Below are 14,903 nucleotides of genomic sequence, written 5' to 3'. Positions count from 1 at the left end.
AGCGTGCCCAGAGGCACGCATTATCTAGTTGGTGCAAGTCCAACCACGGGAGGGACCAAGCCACCCTTGTAGCTAGGATGCTTGCGTATGGCGAAATCTGTGCGTAAAAGCGCATCGACAAAAGTACTTGTCAGAGGCAGGGCGAGCGACATACTAGGCCGTAACATCAAGTGAATCCTGCCGCATCGTCAAAGAGGCCTCGCAAGAGGGACAAGAGGAAGCTGAGTCTCGTGAACATAGACGAAGGCCAAGGAAGCTGCGTAGATCTTGGAACAGCAGTGAAGAATCCTCCGGTGTAAAGGGATCGGCATGGTATGAAAGATAATGCAGTGAACTGGGGAGACCCTCCCCTGCACGGATTTTTTTTTAGAAACCGTAAAGAGACACTCTATAAGCTCGAAAAGCGAAGTGAGCCGTCTGTAGGAAGGGAGTCCGAGGGGCTCATAGTACCAAAGAACCGAAGGACAACATAACCTTCGGGAGGGAAGGAGCCCTGCTTTGTTTATGCTTTTTAAGGAGGTACGAGTGAGTGAATGCCAACCGGCTAACGACACCAAAGGAAAAAGTTCAACAACTCCAAGAAAAGCTAGGTCATGCAGCCGAGGAAAACAAGAAACGTAAGTTCCACTCCTTGTACGACAAGGTTCACAGATGGGACGTTCTATGCGAAGCATGGAAAAGAGTGCGTGCTAACAAAGGCGCGGCTGGTATTGATGCCGTTACTCTTGCAGACATCGAAAAGCACGGGGAGATTTCGTTCATCAAGGAATGTCAGCGTGAGCTACAAGAAGGCACATACCATCCTGATCCAGTGAGACGTCAATACATTCCTAAAAAGGATGGAAAACAAAGACCGCTCGGAATACCGACGGTTCGAGACCGAGTCGTACAAATGGCAACAAAACTAATGATTGAACCCATCTTTGAAGCGGATTTTCATGAAACATCCTTCGGATTTCGCCCGAAACGTGGTGCAAAGGGAGCACTAGACCGAATCCGTAAAGCCTGCAACCGTAAAGGGAATTGGGTAGTCGACATCGATATCCAAGGCTACTTCGACAACATTAACCAAGACAAGCTAATGAAACTGGTGCAAATGCGCATCAATGACAGGCGGATATTGAAGTTAATTAGGAAGTGGCTACAAGCGGGAGTTATGGAAGAAGGATCGGTAAGACGCTCCGACTTAGGCACACCACAAGGTGGCGTCATCTCGCCGTTACTAGCGAATATCTACCTCAACTACTTCGATCAAATGTGGGAGAAACATGGAAAAGGAGTAGGTGAGTTGACACGGTACGCAGACGACATGGTTGTAGTTTGCAAGACGAAGAAAGAAGCGGACCATGCGTACAAACTCATCGTTACGATTATGGAGCGTTTAGAACTCACCTTACACCCCACCAAAACACGCATAGTAGGCTTGTGGATAGGAGACGAAGGATTCGACTTTCTAGGMATGCACCATCGGAAAACAAAAGCAGAAACATCCCAAGGAAACGTGTATTTCACAACGCAACAGTGGTTAACGAAAAAGGCAGAAGAACGCATACGGGAAGTGGTTAAAGAAAGACTTGCACCACCGAGTTCACGTTCACGTTCTTTTGAGGAACAGGTAGGATGGCTCAATCCTAAAATTCAAGGATGGAGAAATTACTACCACACGACCTACAGCCATAGGAAATTAGCGAAGTTGGACTGGTACATACTGCAAAGGTTAACCCGCTGGTATGCTAAGAAAAGACAAAGAAATAGATGGATGGGTTCATTTCAAGAAGTTAAATATATTGCCAGACAAATGGGGCTTAAAACATTGTTGTAATCCGCATGCTCATGATTGAAGAACATCGGAAAGCCGTATGAGGGAAAACTTCATGTACGGTTTGATGAGGAGGGGCTGAATATTCAGCCCTTTACTCTAGTTCATGTATGGGGTAGGATGCTTCAGCGGCGCTTGTTGAATAAAATACGTTTGGATAGNAATCCGCATGCTCATGATTGAAGAACATCGGAAAGCCGTATGAGGGAAAACTTCATGTACGGTTTGATGAGGAGGGGCTGAATATTCAGCCCTTTACTCTAGTGTAGAAGATTTAGTTTGTTTTTGTGGTTGGAGCAACAGTAGTAGATGGCGGAGGTGCGCTAATCCCAGTGTTTGTTTGTCCTTGGTTAGGGCTTGTACTCGGTGTAGGCGTCGGGCTCGGCTTTGATGATGTGGAAGCTCCTGGTGAGGAGCTTCCTGTGCCAGTGCCGGAACCTGTGCCGGCATTGCCTGTACCTGTCCCAGAGCCAGTGCCTGTACTCGGAGAAGGACTTGGCTTCGTAGAAGGTGTCGGTGAAGTTTCAGGCTTCGCTGAAGGACTTGGTTTGACAGTTCCATTATCTGATCCTGAAGGAGGATTGGACGTGCCGTTTTTACCAGCTTCCGTGCTGGATTCAGGCTTGGTTGACGTTGTTGACTTCGGTGTAGCTGTTGCTTTAGGCGGGTTTGCTTTTTTATTCGCTTGTTCTTTCAAGAATTCAGGGTGGTCATAAGCACCGCCTGGATCAATTGTCTTAAGTCCTTCCCAAACATTCTTGACTTTTACTTGGTCAGGATGATCAAAAACTAGGAAAGCAGATGGTAAGCGACGCTCCCCGTAACGACTGGAGGGCTTCGTGATCAGCTCATCGTTGTATACCATCTCGGAGGATGCTCCGCCATCTAAGAAGCCAGCATTAATGACGCCATCTGCGAGAAACATATCCTGTACCTCTTTGAGAGTCGCACCTACACTGTGCGTTTGTCGACCGTCGATCACGATGAAGATAACCGTTCCGTCGGCTTTTTGTCCCACAGCTGTACGAGGTGCGCGTCCCCAGCCTCCGTCTCCGCTAGTAATGAGCGGTTTTCCGTTAGCAATAACACGCGGATAGAACGATACGGCGTCAGTGACACCAAGTTTAAGCAGCTCGTCAATCGTATATTTGCCGATAATGAGTGTGCCTTCTTTAGTGAATCCAACGATGTGTTGAGGAACGCTGCCTTCTTGGTCTGTATAAAGAATTTCTCCGCCGGACATAATAGCACCAATTGGCGCAAATCCGTTTCCAAGTCCGTCTGGATCGTTGAAGCCTCCGCCATTTACGCCGGCGACAGCGCCAGTACGTTCTACCATGGATGTAATTCTTTCCCCTTCACCTTGCTTTGCGGGGACAACGACACGAATCGTTCGTGGGTCATAAACATACATTTTCTTGCCCTTCCAAAACTGACCAGAAATATCTTCGACTTTCACAAGACTTTCTGTAGAACGATTTTTATTGAATTGAACCGCCCGCAAATCTTGTTTTTCAACAGAGTTGATTTCGGTCAAATTTTGCATTTCGAGAACCAACTGATCTCTGCGCTCAGCACCAACGAAAATCCAAGCCCAGTCACGATGCTGCGTCGTAATAACGGTTTTAGCCAAATACTCGCGGATATATGCCCCAGGCGGGGTTAGAAATAAGAAGCTTGAACTCAGAAAAGCACAAACAGCTATAACGAGAAAAGTGCGTTTCAGCCAACTATAATTCCGAAAATGCTCTAATATTGAACTACCCAAGGTTGTTCCTCTCCTGCTCTATTATTCTATTTTGGTATTAGATATTTTGATAAGAAATGTCGAAAAAAAACAATACAAGATTTATATTATCATATTTTTGCATGCAATTGTTAATGGTAATTGTTAAAATAAAGTGTACATAATCCCTATTTTCTTAAGGAGTCTTGAATTCTATGAAACGGTATTACTTTTTTGATTTTCCAATAGATTTAATGGCCGTTGTTTTTGTTTTTCTAGTCATTTTGTTAGTAATCTATTTATCTTTTCGTAAAGGAACACTTAAATGACAGAGTGGAAGCGCAGCGGTGAATGGTTGGAGCTCCCGGTTCCAAATCCATTATGGAAACCTCTTAAACCAGGTGCAATAGAAGAATTAGCAGCTATACTGCCTGTTCCTAGAAAGTACTTTCTTCGACTAGCCTCCCAAGGTCTTATTCGGATTCAGGATGACAAAGTTCGACTTCATGCGTTTCCTGAAGAGAAGGCAGCTTTCAGACCCGAACCTTATGATCTTGGCATTTTGTATGAGGACGATTTTTGTCTTGTCGTTAATAAACCGGCAGGCATGTCCGTACATCCGGCTGAAGCAGGGCAAAGCGGTACGTTGGCTTCTGCGGTAGCCTTCTATTTTGAGTCGACTGGCCAGGCTTGTGGAGTTCGGCATATACATCGTTTAGATCAAGATACGACCGGAGCTGTACTTTATGCCAAAAATGAGTGGGCGCATGCGCTTCTTGATGAAGCAATGCGTGATAAACGGATTGATAGACGCTATGTAGCGCTAGCCGAGGGCGTATTCCGAACAAAGCAAGGATCAATAGATGAACCTATCGGTAAAGATCGCTATATTTCAGGCAAGCGAAGAGTTTCACCAAGTGGTGATCAAGCGGTAACGCATTATCGGGTCTTAGAGCAAATGAAGAAAGCAGCTTTCGTGGAACTTACGCTAGAAACAGGGAGAACCCATCAAATTCGGGTCCATCTCAGTCATTTAGGCCACCCGCTCGTAGGGGATTCCCTATATGGGGGTTCATCACGTTTATTTCATCGACAAGCCCTGCATGGGGAGAGGCTTTCTTTCGATCATCCTGTTACTCAAAAGCACGTCATTGTGCATGCTCCTCTGCCCCAAGATTTCAAGCTTTTGCTAGAAGAAGTTTCAGCCCTGTAAAAATGTAGTCATGCCTAGCCCTTCCCACCCATATACTTTTAGAGACAAACAAGTAAATGGCCAAACAATCCGAATGCTGTCCAGCATCTGGATTTGATGGAAGGGAGGATTAATTCGGTGTCTGAACAACAACCAGGTTTAAGGTTCGATATCTATGAACGCGTTCATTTGCAAGAAGATTTGGCGGGGATACAAGAATTAAATGATGTAGAATTGCTTCCTCATATTCAGGTAATTACTTTGGATGATCAGGCAATCCTGAAAGGAAATTTGCTGCTCACAGGCAATTATTTCAGTGAAGAAAGGGATTCACCCAGATCACTAGAGCATTTGATTCCAGTCGAGATCACATTACCTTTAAATCGCATTCATCGTGTGGAAGATATTCAGGTCGAAATTGAAAATTTTGATATTGATCTTTTATCAGCGCGAAGTCTGAACGTTACAGGTGTGCTTTCCCTACAAGGCGTCGAAATTGTTTCGGCTCCGCTAGAGAACTGGCGGGAAGAAGAGGAAGTTACTTTCGTTCATGAGGTTAACATCCCAAGTTTCGAGCCGCCTATGCCCTATCAGCCACAGCCTTTGCAGGAACCACCGGCAATTCCAACCATACGAGAACCTGTAAATGTAGCGCCTTATGCTGAGGTTCCTCCAAATGTGGCTCCTTTTCAAGATGAGGTTGGTTCTGACGATGGCGTAGTTGTCGTGGAGATTGAACAAACCGAATTAAAGGTGGCACCCCATCAAGAAAACACGGTGGTTACGGAAGATAAGAAAGAACTTAAAGTCGCCTTTGGCAAAAAGGCGGATGAGGCTGTGGACATCAACCCGTACGGTATTAAATCGCTTCTTTCTAAGGCAGGCTCGTATCTTACCGATAAGAGGAATGCAGAAGCAGAAGCGCAAGCTGCGCTTGCGGAAGAGACGCGAATAGATGCCGTGGAGTGGAAGCGGCTCTTTCTACAAAGCAACACAGGATCGCAGGAGTTTAGGAAACTAAAATTGTGCATTGTTCAAAAAGAAGATACATTGGAATCCATTGCCAAACGATATCAACTCAACCCGCGTGAGCTTCAACTTCTGAACCGTATGAGCGATCAAGAAATTTCAGTTGGGCAGGTTATTTATCTGCCTAGATAAATAACAGGTACATAGGCAAGAGCCTTTGGCTGCTTATAGCGGCTGGGGGCTCTTTTTCATTTTCGTAACATCTTTCGGAAGCAAGCATAATTTATGCATAAACGGTAATACTGGAATGATATATTGACTCTATTTCAAATGTTCGATATCATATGATGTAAACCATTTTGAGTAATATTGGAAACGTTGATAGGGAGTAGTAGGCGGTAAGCCCTTCAGAGAGTGGAACTGTAGCGCTGAAAGGTTCCATAGGAAGCAACCGAACGAAGTCGCCCTGGAGTTGTGAATGTGATTGTATGCGCCCGTTTATGCGGTGAGCAGCATTAGCATTCGCCGGCCGCAGCCGTTATCTGTTTGAGAGCCACGCGCTTCTTTTGAAGCTGCGCGGAATGAAGGTGGTACCACGGAAGCAAGCCTTTCGTCCTTTGCGGGCGGAGGGCTTTTTTTGTTTGAATGGACGCCGATGTGAGATGACTTACAGGCCTTATAAGCCTGTTTAACAGAGATAATAGTAATGGAGGTAATCTTATGACAGAAGCTAATGAGACCAAAGAACAATTGCAAATGCCCACTACGTATGATCCTAAAGAAGCTGAGCGCAAGTGGTATGATTACTGGATTAAAAATGAATTTTTCAAAGCAGGCACCCGTCCTGATGCAGAAACCTACACCATTGTGATTCCGCCTCCGAACGTAACAGGTATGCTGCATATCGGGCATGCGCTTGATTTTACACTGCAGGATATTTTAATTCGTACCAAACGAATGCAGGGTTATGACGCACTTTGGCTGCCTGGATCTGACCATGCAGGTATTGCCACTCAAACCAAGGTAGAGCAAAAGCTCCGCGAGCAAGGGCAATCACGTTATGATCTTGGACGCGAGAAGTTCTTGGAGAAGGTGTGGGAGTGGAAGGAACTATATGCGAACACAATTCATGAGCAATGGGCCAAAATGGGCTTCTCGCTGGACTATTCGCGTGAGCGATTCACCTTGGATGAGGGTCTTTCACAAGCCGTTCGTGAAGTATTCGTAAGTCTTTATGAGAAAGGCCTCATTTATCGCGGGAATTATATTATTAACTGGGATCCAGCGGCTCGTACAGCGCTATCTGACATTGAAGTAGAATATAAAGAGGTGCAAGGCGCCCTTTATCATTTAGAATACAAAACGACGGACGGAACAGGTTCAATCGTTGTTGCCACCACACGACCTGAGACGATGCTTGGCGATACAGCGGTTGCTGTTCATCCGAAGGATGAGCGCTATCAGCATCTCATCGGCAAAACGCTGCTTCTTCCTATCGTGAATCGTGAGATACCGATCATTGCGGATGAGTATGTTGAAAAAGAGTTCGGAAGCGGCGCCGTCAAAATTACACCGGCCCACGATCCGAACGATTTCGAAGTCGGGAAGCGTCACGACCTGCCGCAAGTTCTGGTAATGGACGAAACCGGCACGATGAACGCAAATGCGGGTCCCTACCAGGGGATGGATCGTTTCGAATGCCGCAAGCAAATTGTTGCTGATTTGAAAGAGCAGGGTGTTCTTATCAAAATTGAGGAACACATGCATCAAGTAGGTCATAGCGAGCGCAGCGGCGCCGTGATCGAGCCTTATTTATCAACGCAATGGTTTGTGAAAATGCAGCCGCTTGCTGATCAAGCGATTGATGCACAAAAAACAGGCAAAGGTGTTAACTTCGTACCGGATCGTTTCGAGAAAATTTACTTGAACTGGATCGAAAACGTACGTGATTGGTGTATTTCCCGTCAGTTGTGGTGGGGACATCGTATTCCAGCGTGGTATTGCGCGGACTGTGGTCAAATCACGGTAACGCGTGAGGACGCTACGGCTTGCTCGCATTGCCAAAGCACGAACTTGAACCAAGACAACGATGTGCTAGATACATGGTTTAGTTCCGCATTGTGGCCGTTCTCTACACTAGGCTGGCCGAATGAGACTGAGGATATGAAACGTTTCTATCCGACGAATGTATTGGTTACGGGCTATGACATCATTTATTTCTGGGTAGCTCGAATGATTTTCACCGCTCTTGAATTTACGGATCAAATTCCGTTTAAAGATGTATTGATGCATGGTCTTGTACGGGATTCTGAAGGCCGCAAAATGTCAAAATCACTTGGTAATGGTGTCGATCCGCTTGAAGTCATCGAGAAGTATGGCGCTGACGCTATGCGCTATATGATTTCGACCAGCAGCACACCGGGGCAAGATCTACGTTTCCGTTGGGAACGTGTGGAGCAGGCGCGGAATTTTGCTAATAAGATCTGGAATGCTTCTCGCTTTGCTTTAATGAATCTAGAAGGTGTAAACGCAGCAGATATTGATCTAACAGGTCAACTAGGTACTGCAGACCGCTGGATTCTTCACCGTCTGAATGAAACCGTTCGTGACGTGACTCGTCTAATAGATAGCTATGAATTCGGTGAAACTGGACGCTTGCTGTACAATTTCATCTGGGACGATCTCTGTGATTGGTACATTGAGTTTAGTAAGTTAAGCTTATACGGGACAGATGCAGCTGCGAAGAGTAAAACGCAGTCCGTACTTGCGTATGTACTTGACCATACCCAACGTTTGATTCATCCATTCATGCCGTTCATTTCGGAAGAGATCTGGCAGCATCTGCCGCATGTGGGTGAGACGATTACATTAGCATCTTGGCCAGTAGAGAATGAGGCTTTCGAATCGCCTGATGCTGTTCGTGAGATGGAACTTTTGATGGACGTTATTCGTTCCGTTCGTAATATACGGTCCGAAGTGAATGTGCCGATGAGTAAGAAAGTTGAACTGCTTGTAAAGCCGGCTAGCAGCGAAACGCTGAGTATTCTCCGCAGCAATGAAGAATACCTGAAGCGTTTCTGTAACACTTCCCTGCTCCAAATCGACGCAGAAATGGCAGCACCAGAGAAAGCTATGACAGCTATCATTACAGGAGCTGAGCTTTACTTGCCGCTGGCTGGTCTTATCGACATTGCGCAAGAGCTCACGCGCTTGGATAAAGAATTACAATCTTTGCACGGTGAAGTAGAGCGTATCGAGAAAAAACTAGGCAATGAGGGCTTTGTGGCCAAGGCGCCAGCTAAGGTCATTGAGGAAGAAAAAGCAAAGCTTGCTGATTATGCTGACAAGCGAGACAAAGTGATTGCGCGTTTAGCGGAGTTAAAAGGATAATTGTAGTAAAACAAACGATTGCCTAGTTACGAAAACAAGCTGATTCATATAGTAAATGAGGATGAAATCGATGGATAAAATCAAAGACACCCCTTCGGCTGAATTCCAGACAGCGCAAGAAGCCATTGCTTGGATTGTCAGTCGGATGGAGAAGCTCGGTATGAAACCGGGACTTCAACGAATGCAGATGTTAATGGAGAAACTAGGTCACCCCGAACGTAGGCTGAAGTTCATTCATGTGGCTGGGACGAATGGCAAAGGCTCTACCTGTGCCTATCTATCTTCTGTTTTGCAGGCTTGCGGTTATGACGTGGGTACATTCACGTCTCCTTATTTGGAGAAGTATACGAATCGTATCCAAGTGAACGGAGCCGACATTCCGGACGACGTGCTGCTCAGACTGGTGAATGAAATGAAGCCAATCGTTGACGAAATTGCAGAAACTGAGGTCGGACCTCCGTCTATGTTCGAAATTTCGACTGCGCTTGCGATTATGCATTTTGGCAAAGTGGCATATCCCGATTACGTAGTATGGGAAACAGGTCTCGGGGGAAGGCTGGATAGCACGAATATTGTGAATCCCGTCGTAACCATTATTACGAATGTAGGCCATGACCATATGGAAATCTTGGGTGATACACTCGAATTAGTTGCAGCTGAGAAAGCGGGTATTATTAAAGCAGGTGTGCCCGTCATTACCGCTGTTGAGCCGCATGAGATTTGGAGTGTGATCGATCAAATTGCCAAGGAGAAAAAAGCGACACTCTATTCACTTGGCGGACAATTCAATTTCACGAATGTGAGAAGCGAGCTAGATAGCCAAACTTTTGATTTTAGCGGGCCGTTTCGACATATTCATGGTGTGCCGATTACATTAAACGGTGAGCACCAATTGAAGAACGCAGCAGTAGCCGTAATGACGCTTGAAGTTCTTCGTCAATATTATGCCTGTATCGTTGATGATGAAGATCTGTTCAAAGGACTCAAGGAGACACGTTGGCCGGGCAGACTTGAGATGGTTTCGAGCGAGCCTCGTATATTACTCGATGGCGCTCACAATCCAGAAGGGGCCGCAACGCTGGCTGCCGCGCTCCAAAGTGTATATACTTACCGTAAGCTTCATATGATGGTAGGAATGCTTTCTACGAAGAATCATCCAGGCTACCTGAGGCATATACTACCATTGGTGGATACTCTTATAATTACGGAACCCGATTTTCATAAAAAAGGCGACGCTTCTATGCTCGCTGAGATTGCAAGAGAGCTGCTGCGCGAGATGAATCGTGAGGTAGATATCATTGTTGAGCGAGATTGGAAGCGAGCTTTAGAAACACTAACAAGTAGAACTGAGCAGGATGATCTGGCGGTCGTATCCGGCACGCTGTATTTAATATCTGATGTTCGTTCTTGGATTACCTATCAAACCGATTCTGAAAAAGGATGGTGAGAACGGCGTGAGTCAAGCAGAACACGTACATTTTATTGGCATCGGCGGATACGGCATGAGTGCCATTGCCAAAGTCATGCTGGAAATGGGATACCGGATATCTGGTTCCGATCTGGCACAGCAAGAGCTTACAGAAAAGCTGAAAGCGAAGGGTGCGCAAGTTTTCATCGGACATGAAGCTAGGAATGTGTCAGGGGCCGATTTGGTTGTGTATTCAACCGCTTTAGCCAAAGACAATGTAGAAATGCAAGCTGCGGAAGAATTGAATATTCCGATTATTCATCGCTCACAAATGCTTGCTCGGCTCATGAATGAACGCAAAGGCATTGCGGTAGCTGGGGCCCACGGGAAAACAACAACATCGTCAATGATTGCTTTAGTCATGGAGATTTGCGGAATAGATCCGACCTATATCATTGGTGGCGAGATCATGAATGTTGGCAGTAATGCCAAAGCTGGCAAGGGCGAATTCGTCGTGGCAGAAGCGGACGAGAGTGATGGAACCTTCCTTCAATATCACCCAACTCTCGCACTTGTGAACAATATCGAAGCGGATCACTTGGAGAATTACAATGGTGATTTCGAGAATTTGAAGAAAGCTTATAAGCAATTCCTCAGTCAAGTTAGACCTGGCGGGAGAGCGATTGTTTGTCATGATGATGCGTTCTTACGTGAAATGATTCCGCAAATTCAAAGCGAAGTTATTACGTATGGCATAGATACTGAGGCTGATTATGTCGCAAGCGATATTACGCTAGGCGACCGTAAGGTTACGTTTACTGTACAGTTCAAAGGGGCTGCACTCGGTCAGGTTAGCTTGTCCGTACCAGGTAAACATAACGTATATAATGCATTAGCGACGCTTATCACCTGTCTGGAAGCAGGGCTTTCTTTCGAGCAAATTGCAGAAGCTATTCAGGAATTTCGAGGCGCAAAGCGTAGGTTCCAAGTGCTGGGAGAAGTTGCAAACATGTTGGTTATTGATGACTACGCGCATCATCCTACGGAGATTCAAGCAACGATTTCCGCAGCCAAAGCAACAGGGAAACGCATCATAGCTGTATTTCAACCGCAACGTTATACGCGAACCTATTATTTATTTGAACAGTTCAGCCGTTCATTCGATGAAGCTGATGAGGTTATTATTACCGATATTTACTCACCTGCCGGAGAGCAGCGAATTGAGGGAATAGATTCAGTTAAACTGGTTGAATTGATCCGCAGTAACAGCAACCCGAATGTTCAACATATTGCTACTCGGGATGAGGTACTCACTTATTTGATTCAGCATGTGCAGCCTGGTGACCTGGTGTTAACCATGGGGGCTGGCGACATCTGGAAAGCAGCTGATGGTTTAGCGAAATCGCTGCGTAAAAAGTACGAACTGACTAGTTAGAAAAAAGATCGCTGCAAGCCAAATGGCTGGAGGCGGTCTTTTTTTGCTGAAAGAAACATAATGGGGTTCTCTTAATCATAATCTAGTAACAGAAGATTTGGACAAGACGACGCGGCGCTATGCCCGTTTCCAAATAAATTTTACGAGGAGTGATTGAGAGATGAACAAGAATAAAGCAAGAATAACCTACCGTTTCGATCCGCAAGAAAGCTCGGAATCCAACCGTAGAGCATCGCGAGTACCAGATAAAGAGGAGAAAGTGATACCACTCTATCAGGAAGAATTTAAGGTTATAGATTCTACGATTGACCGTCCCACGTCGGATGAGGTGACTCCTTATCATCAAGCGGAGAGGGAGCAGGTCGAACATTTATTTGAACCTCATGCTTTAAATACGTTCACGACGGACTTTGGAAGCTGGAATAGTCAGATTGAAACGGAAGGTGAGCGAGTGGAACGCATCATTCGTGAGTCACAGGCAGCCCGAGAGAATCCAGCTGTTAGAAATCCGTCAACAGAGAGAGCTGAGCCTACTTCTGACAGACATCGGGATGAGTGGTCTTCCTGGACGTCTAAGGAACCATATAAGGAACCGGGGACAGGTGCCAGATACGCGAAATCAACGGGTACACCTTGGATTCGAATTGCAACATCAGTGGCAGGAGCGGTGGTGACGGGGATTGCGTTTGGTTTCTTTGTTCTCTCCATGTTTTCAAGCGATCGTGATACCAAAGATACGGCAGCGATTAAGAATACGATAACAGTTCCTTCACCCAATGTACAAGCAGCAGCACCATCGAAAGCGCCAACAGGAGCAACTAAAACGACGACAGATCAAGCGCCTGCTATTCCGGCCTCTGCCTCTGCTGTCACAGCGGTTCAAATTCCTGCGAAATCGTATACTTTCCTTCAAAATGGTGTATTTAGTACCTTACAGGGAGCTCAAGCAATCCAAGATACACTTAAGAAGAAAGGATTAGCCACGGCGCTTGACACGACAGATAAGCTAACCGTCTTCGTCGGATTTGCCAAAAACCGAGATGATGCTCTCGCATTAAGAGAACAACTGCAAACAACGGATAAAACCATTGAGGTTTATATGAAAAATGTGGATATCCCTGCGGCCACAGGGATTCGTTGGAGCGGTCAGAAACCGGAGTCGGTTCCAACTTTCATTAGTGAAGGTGATAAACTAGTGAATACGATCAATGGTTTAGCGCTGGTTCACTTGGCTGAAACGAAGCCAACCCCGCTTGCTGAAACGTCGCTGCAATCGATTCGCACTTCCCATCAGCTGCTTACCACATTGTCGGCCTCGCTAGGCGAGGGGGTAGGCGATGACACGAAGGCATTCTTGCAAAAAATGACCACATCGATCAACAGTGCGGTTCAATCGATGGAAGAGTACAAGAAGAGTCCTTCTACGGCTATGCTTTGGCAGGCTCAATCGTCCATGATGCAGTACATTATTGCTCAGAGAGAGCTGCTTAAAAAAATCAGCGTATCCTAACGAAAAAGCAGTGCGCCCAAAACTCTCAGGAGTTTGGACACACTGCTTTTTATTTGATAGATAAGAAAGTATAAGTTTTATTACACTTCGCGTCATCAGTCTTGACAAACGCGCTCGTCCCTGAAGGACGACGGAGTCGTTTATCCTTGGTAGTAGCGATTGAGCATGGCAGCAATCTCTGCACGGGTAATGGTTTGACTAGGTTTAAACGCAGTATCCGTGATACCATCAATGATGCCCATATTTTTTAGCGCATAAATGGCTTTAGCACTCCATAGTGTCTCAGGTACATCGTTGAAAGATGCAGATGCTGCTGCAACAGAAGGGTTATTCGTTGTGGAAGACGACATTTGTAAAAGACGATCGAAGAGAAAAGCGACTTCACCTCTCGTAATCGATTGATCGGGTCGGATCGTTCCATCGGAGTAGCCCTGCAGGAGGTTTAAGTTTTTGGCTTTGGCAAATACAGGGCTTGCCCAATGAGAAGACGGCAAGTCTTTGTAACTTTGCTCAGCGGCAGCTTGGCAGCCATAAACGATAGATGTCACGGTTTTGCCCGGCTCGCAGACAGCTTTCAACTTGCTGAACGTAAACACCCGATCCATTAATGTGAGAAATTCTGCTCTTGTTAAAGCACGTTCCGGTTCATAACGATTAGCAATGCCTTCAATGATCCCTTTATTTTTCATCCGCAAAATCGCTTCTCTGGCCCAATGACCAAGTGAATCTGTGAACAAGGGCGGCGTGTAAGCAGCGATACCATCCGCAATACCTGCAGCCATTTTAGACCGAACGGAGTCACTTGCTAGCAAAGCTGCGTCGCTTGTTTGGCTGAGAAAGGCGGTTTCTACGAGAATACTCGGAATGGTTCCCATTCTGGCTACATAAACAGCACTTGGAACAAGACCTAGGTTTTTGGTTCCGGCAGCAGCGACGAGTGAATCCAAAACACGCTGTGCGAGGTCTTTGCTGTACGGAGTTAATTGTTTCATTGCTTCACTTGCTGGATAATCCTCTTGTGGATAATCATTGTCGTAGTAAAGAACCATGGTTCCTTTCGTTTTGCCGTCCGGATGCGCATTGGCGTGAATAGATACGAATAAATCCGCTTGCAAAGTATTGGTAAATTCGACGCGCTGTGCGAGTGACCAATAGGAGTCATCTGTTCTTGTTAAGACAACTTCGTAACCTTTTGCGATTAGCTCGTCCCGTACCTTCTGGGTAATGTCCCAATTGACATCTTTTTCACGAAGACCGTTTACACCAGTTGCTCCAGGGTCACTTCCGCCATGTCCGGCATCGAGGACAACTTTGTACGCGAATGCTTGATAAGGAAATGCAAATGTAAGTAATAAGGATAAAAGGATAAGTCTTTTAAGTAGAGTCATAAGTTGAAATACCTCCGCTAACTATCTTACTAGGATAGGCTTACATTGTAAGCTGGTAAGAATCAC

Annotated in this window: 9 protein-coding genes and 1 other annotated feature; of the genes, 7 read left to right on the top strand and 2 right to left on the bottom strand. The window is 45.9% G+C overall.

Features of this window, described 5'->3' with window-relative positions:
- Nucleotides 1-529 precede the first annotated feature (529 nt).
- Entirely contained in the window at nucleotides 530-1,822 is a 1,293-nt protein-coding gene (gene ltrA, locus ASG85_RS29835) for a group II intron reverse transcriptase/maturase (protein WP_057301317.1), read from the top strand.
- A gap of 271 nt (nucleotides 1,823-2,093) precedes the next feature.
- Here the strand turns inward: ltrA and ASG85_RS29830 are convergent, their stop codons facing one another.
- Nucleotides 2,094-3,587, bottom strand: a complete 1,494-nt coding sequence (locus tag ASG85_RS29830; RefSeq protein WP_057306164.1) for a phosphodiester glycosidase family protein — start codon at nucleotides 3,585-3,587, stop codon at nucleotides 2,094-2,096.
- Between the two features lie 283 nt (nucleotides 3,588-3,870).
- Here ASG85_RS29830 and ASG85_RS29825 point away from each other — a divergent pair, with 283 nt between their 5' ends.
- The 6 genes from ASG85_RS29825 (at nucleotide 3,871) to ASG85_RS29800 (ending at nucleotide 13,449) form a co-directional block, all read left to right on the top strand.
- The gene (locus ASG85_RS29825; RefSeq protein ID WP_060648593.1) at nucleotides 3,871-4,758 is read left to right on the top strand and encodes an RluA family pseudouridine synthase; all 888 of its coding nucleotides are present in this window, start codon (nucleotides 3,871-3,873) and stop codon (nucleotides 4,756-4,758) included.
- Between the two features lie 117 nt (nucleotides 4,759-4,875).
- Nucleotides 4,876-5,898, top strand: a complete 1,023-nt coding sequence (locus tag ASG85_RS29820; protein ID WP_060648592.1) for a LysM peptidoglycan-binding domain-containing protein — start codon at nucleotides 4,876-4,878, stop codon at nucleotides 5,896-5,898.
- A 177-nt stretch (nucleotides 5,899-6,075) separates the two neighbouring features.
- Nucleotides 6,076-6,327 (top strand) — a binding site (T-box leader).
- 99 nt (nucleotides 6,328-6,426) lie between these two features.
- Nucleotides 6,427-9,096 (top strand): valine--tRNA ligase, encoded by a 2,670-nt coding sequence (locus ASG85_RS29815; RefSeq protein ID WP_060648591.1) that lies wholly within the window; start codon nucleotides 6,427-6,429, stop codon nucleotides 9,094-9,096.
- 61 nt (nucleotides 9,097-9,157) lie between these two features.
- Complete coding sequence (locus ASG85_RS29810) at nucleotides 9,158-10,543, top strand: bifunctional folylpolyglutamate synthase/dihydrofolate synthase (protein ID WP_057306160.1); 1,386 nt, start codon at nucleotides 9,158-9,160, stop codon at nucleotides 10,541-10,543.
- Nucleotides 10,544-10,550: 7 nt separating this feature from the next.
- The gene (gene murC / locus ASG85_RS29805) at nucleotides 10,551-11,939 is read left to right on the top strand and encodes a UDP-N-acetylmuramate--L-alanine ligase (protein ID WP_057306337.1); all 1,389 of its coding nucleotides are present in this window, start codon (nucleotides 10,551-10,553) and stop codon (nucleotides 11,937-11,939) included.
- A 160-nt stretch (nucleotides 11,940-12,099) separates the two neighbouring features.
- A complete protein-coding gene (locus tag ASG85_RS29800; protein WP_060648590.1) occupies nucleotides 12,100-13,449 on the top strand; it encodes an SPOR domain-containing protein in 1,350 nt (449 codons plus the stop codon).
- Between the two features lie 140 nt (nucleotides 13,450-13,589).
- On the opposite strand, the gene ASG85_RS29795 is transcribed toward ASG85_RS29800, so the two are convergent.
- A complete protein-coding gene (locus tag ASG85_RS29795; protein WP_060648589.1) occupies nucleotides 13,590-14,837 on the bottom strand; it encodes an N-acetylmuramoyl-L-alanine amidase in 1,248 nt (415 codons plus the stop codon).
- Nucleotides 14,838-14,903 lie beyond the last annotated feature (66 nt).

Source organism: Paenibacillus sp. Soil724D2 (genome assembly GCF_001427935.1).
In the GTDB taxonomy this organism is placed as follows: domain Bacteria; phylum Bacillota; class Bacilli; order Paenibacillales; family NBRC-103111; genus Paenibacillus_E.
This window is presented reverse-complemented; position numbering and strand designations above follow the sequence as displayed.

Bases quoted from the DNA above. Each gene is read 5' to 3' on its own strand.
- ASG85_RS29825 (WP_060648593.1), top strand. From the start codon at position 3,871: ATGACAGAGTGGAAGCGCAGCGGTGAATGGTTGGAGCTCCCGGTTCCA.
- ASG85_RS29815 (WP_060648591.1), top strand. From the start codon at position 6,427: ATGACAGAAGCTAATGAGACCAAAGAACAATTGCAAATGCCCACTACG.
- ASG85_RS29810 (WP_057306160.1), top strand. From the start codon at position 9,158: ATGAAATCGATGGATAAAATCAAAGACACCCCTTCGGCTGAATTCCAG.
- ASG85_RS29800 (WP_060648590.1), top strand. From the start codon at position 12,100: ATGAACAAGAATAAAGCAAGAATAACCTACCGTTTCGATCCGCAAGAA.
- ASG85_RS29795 (WP_060648589.1), bottom strand. From the start codon at position 14,837: ATGACTCTACTTAAAAGACTTATCCTTTTATCCTTATTACTTACATTT.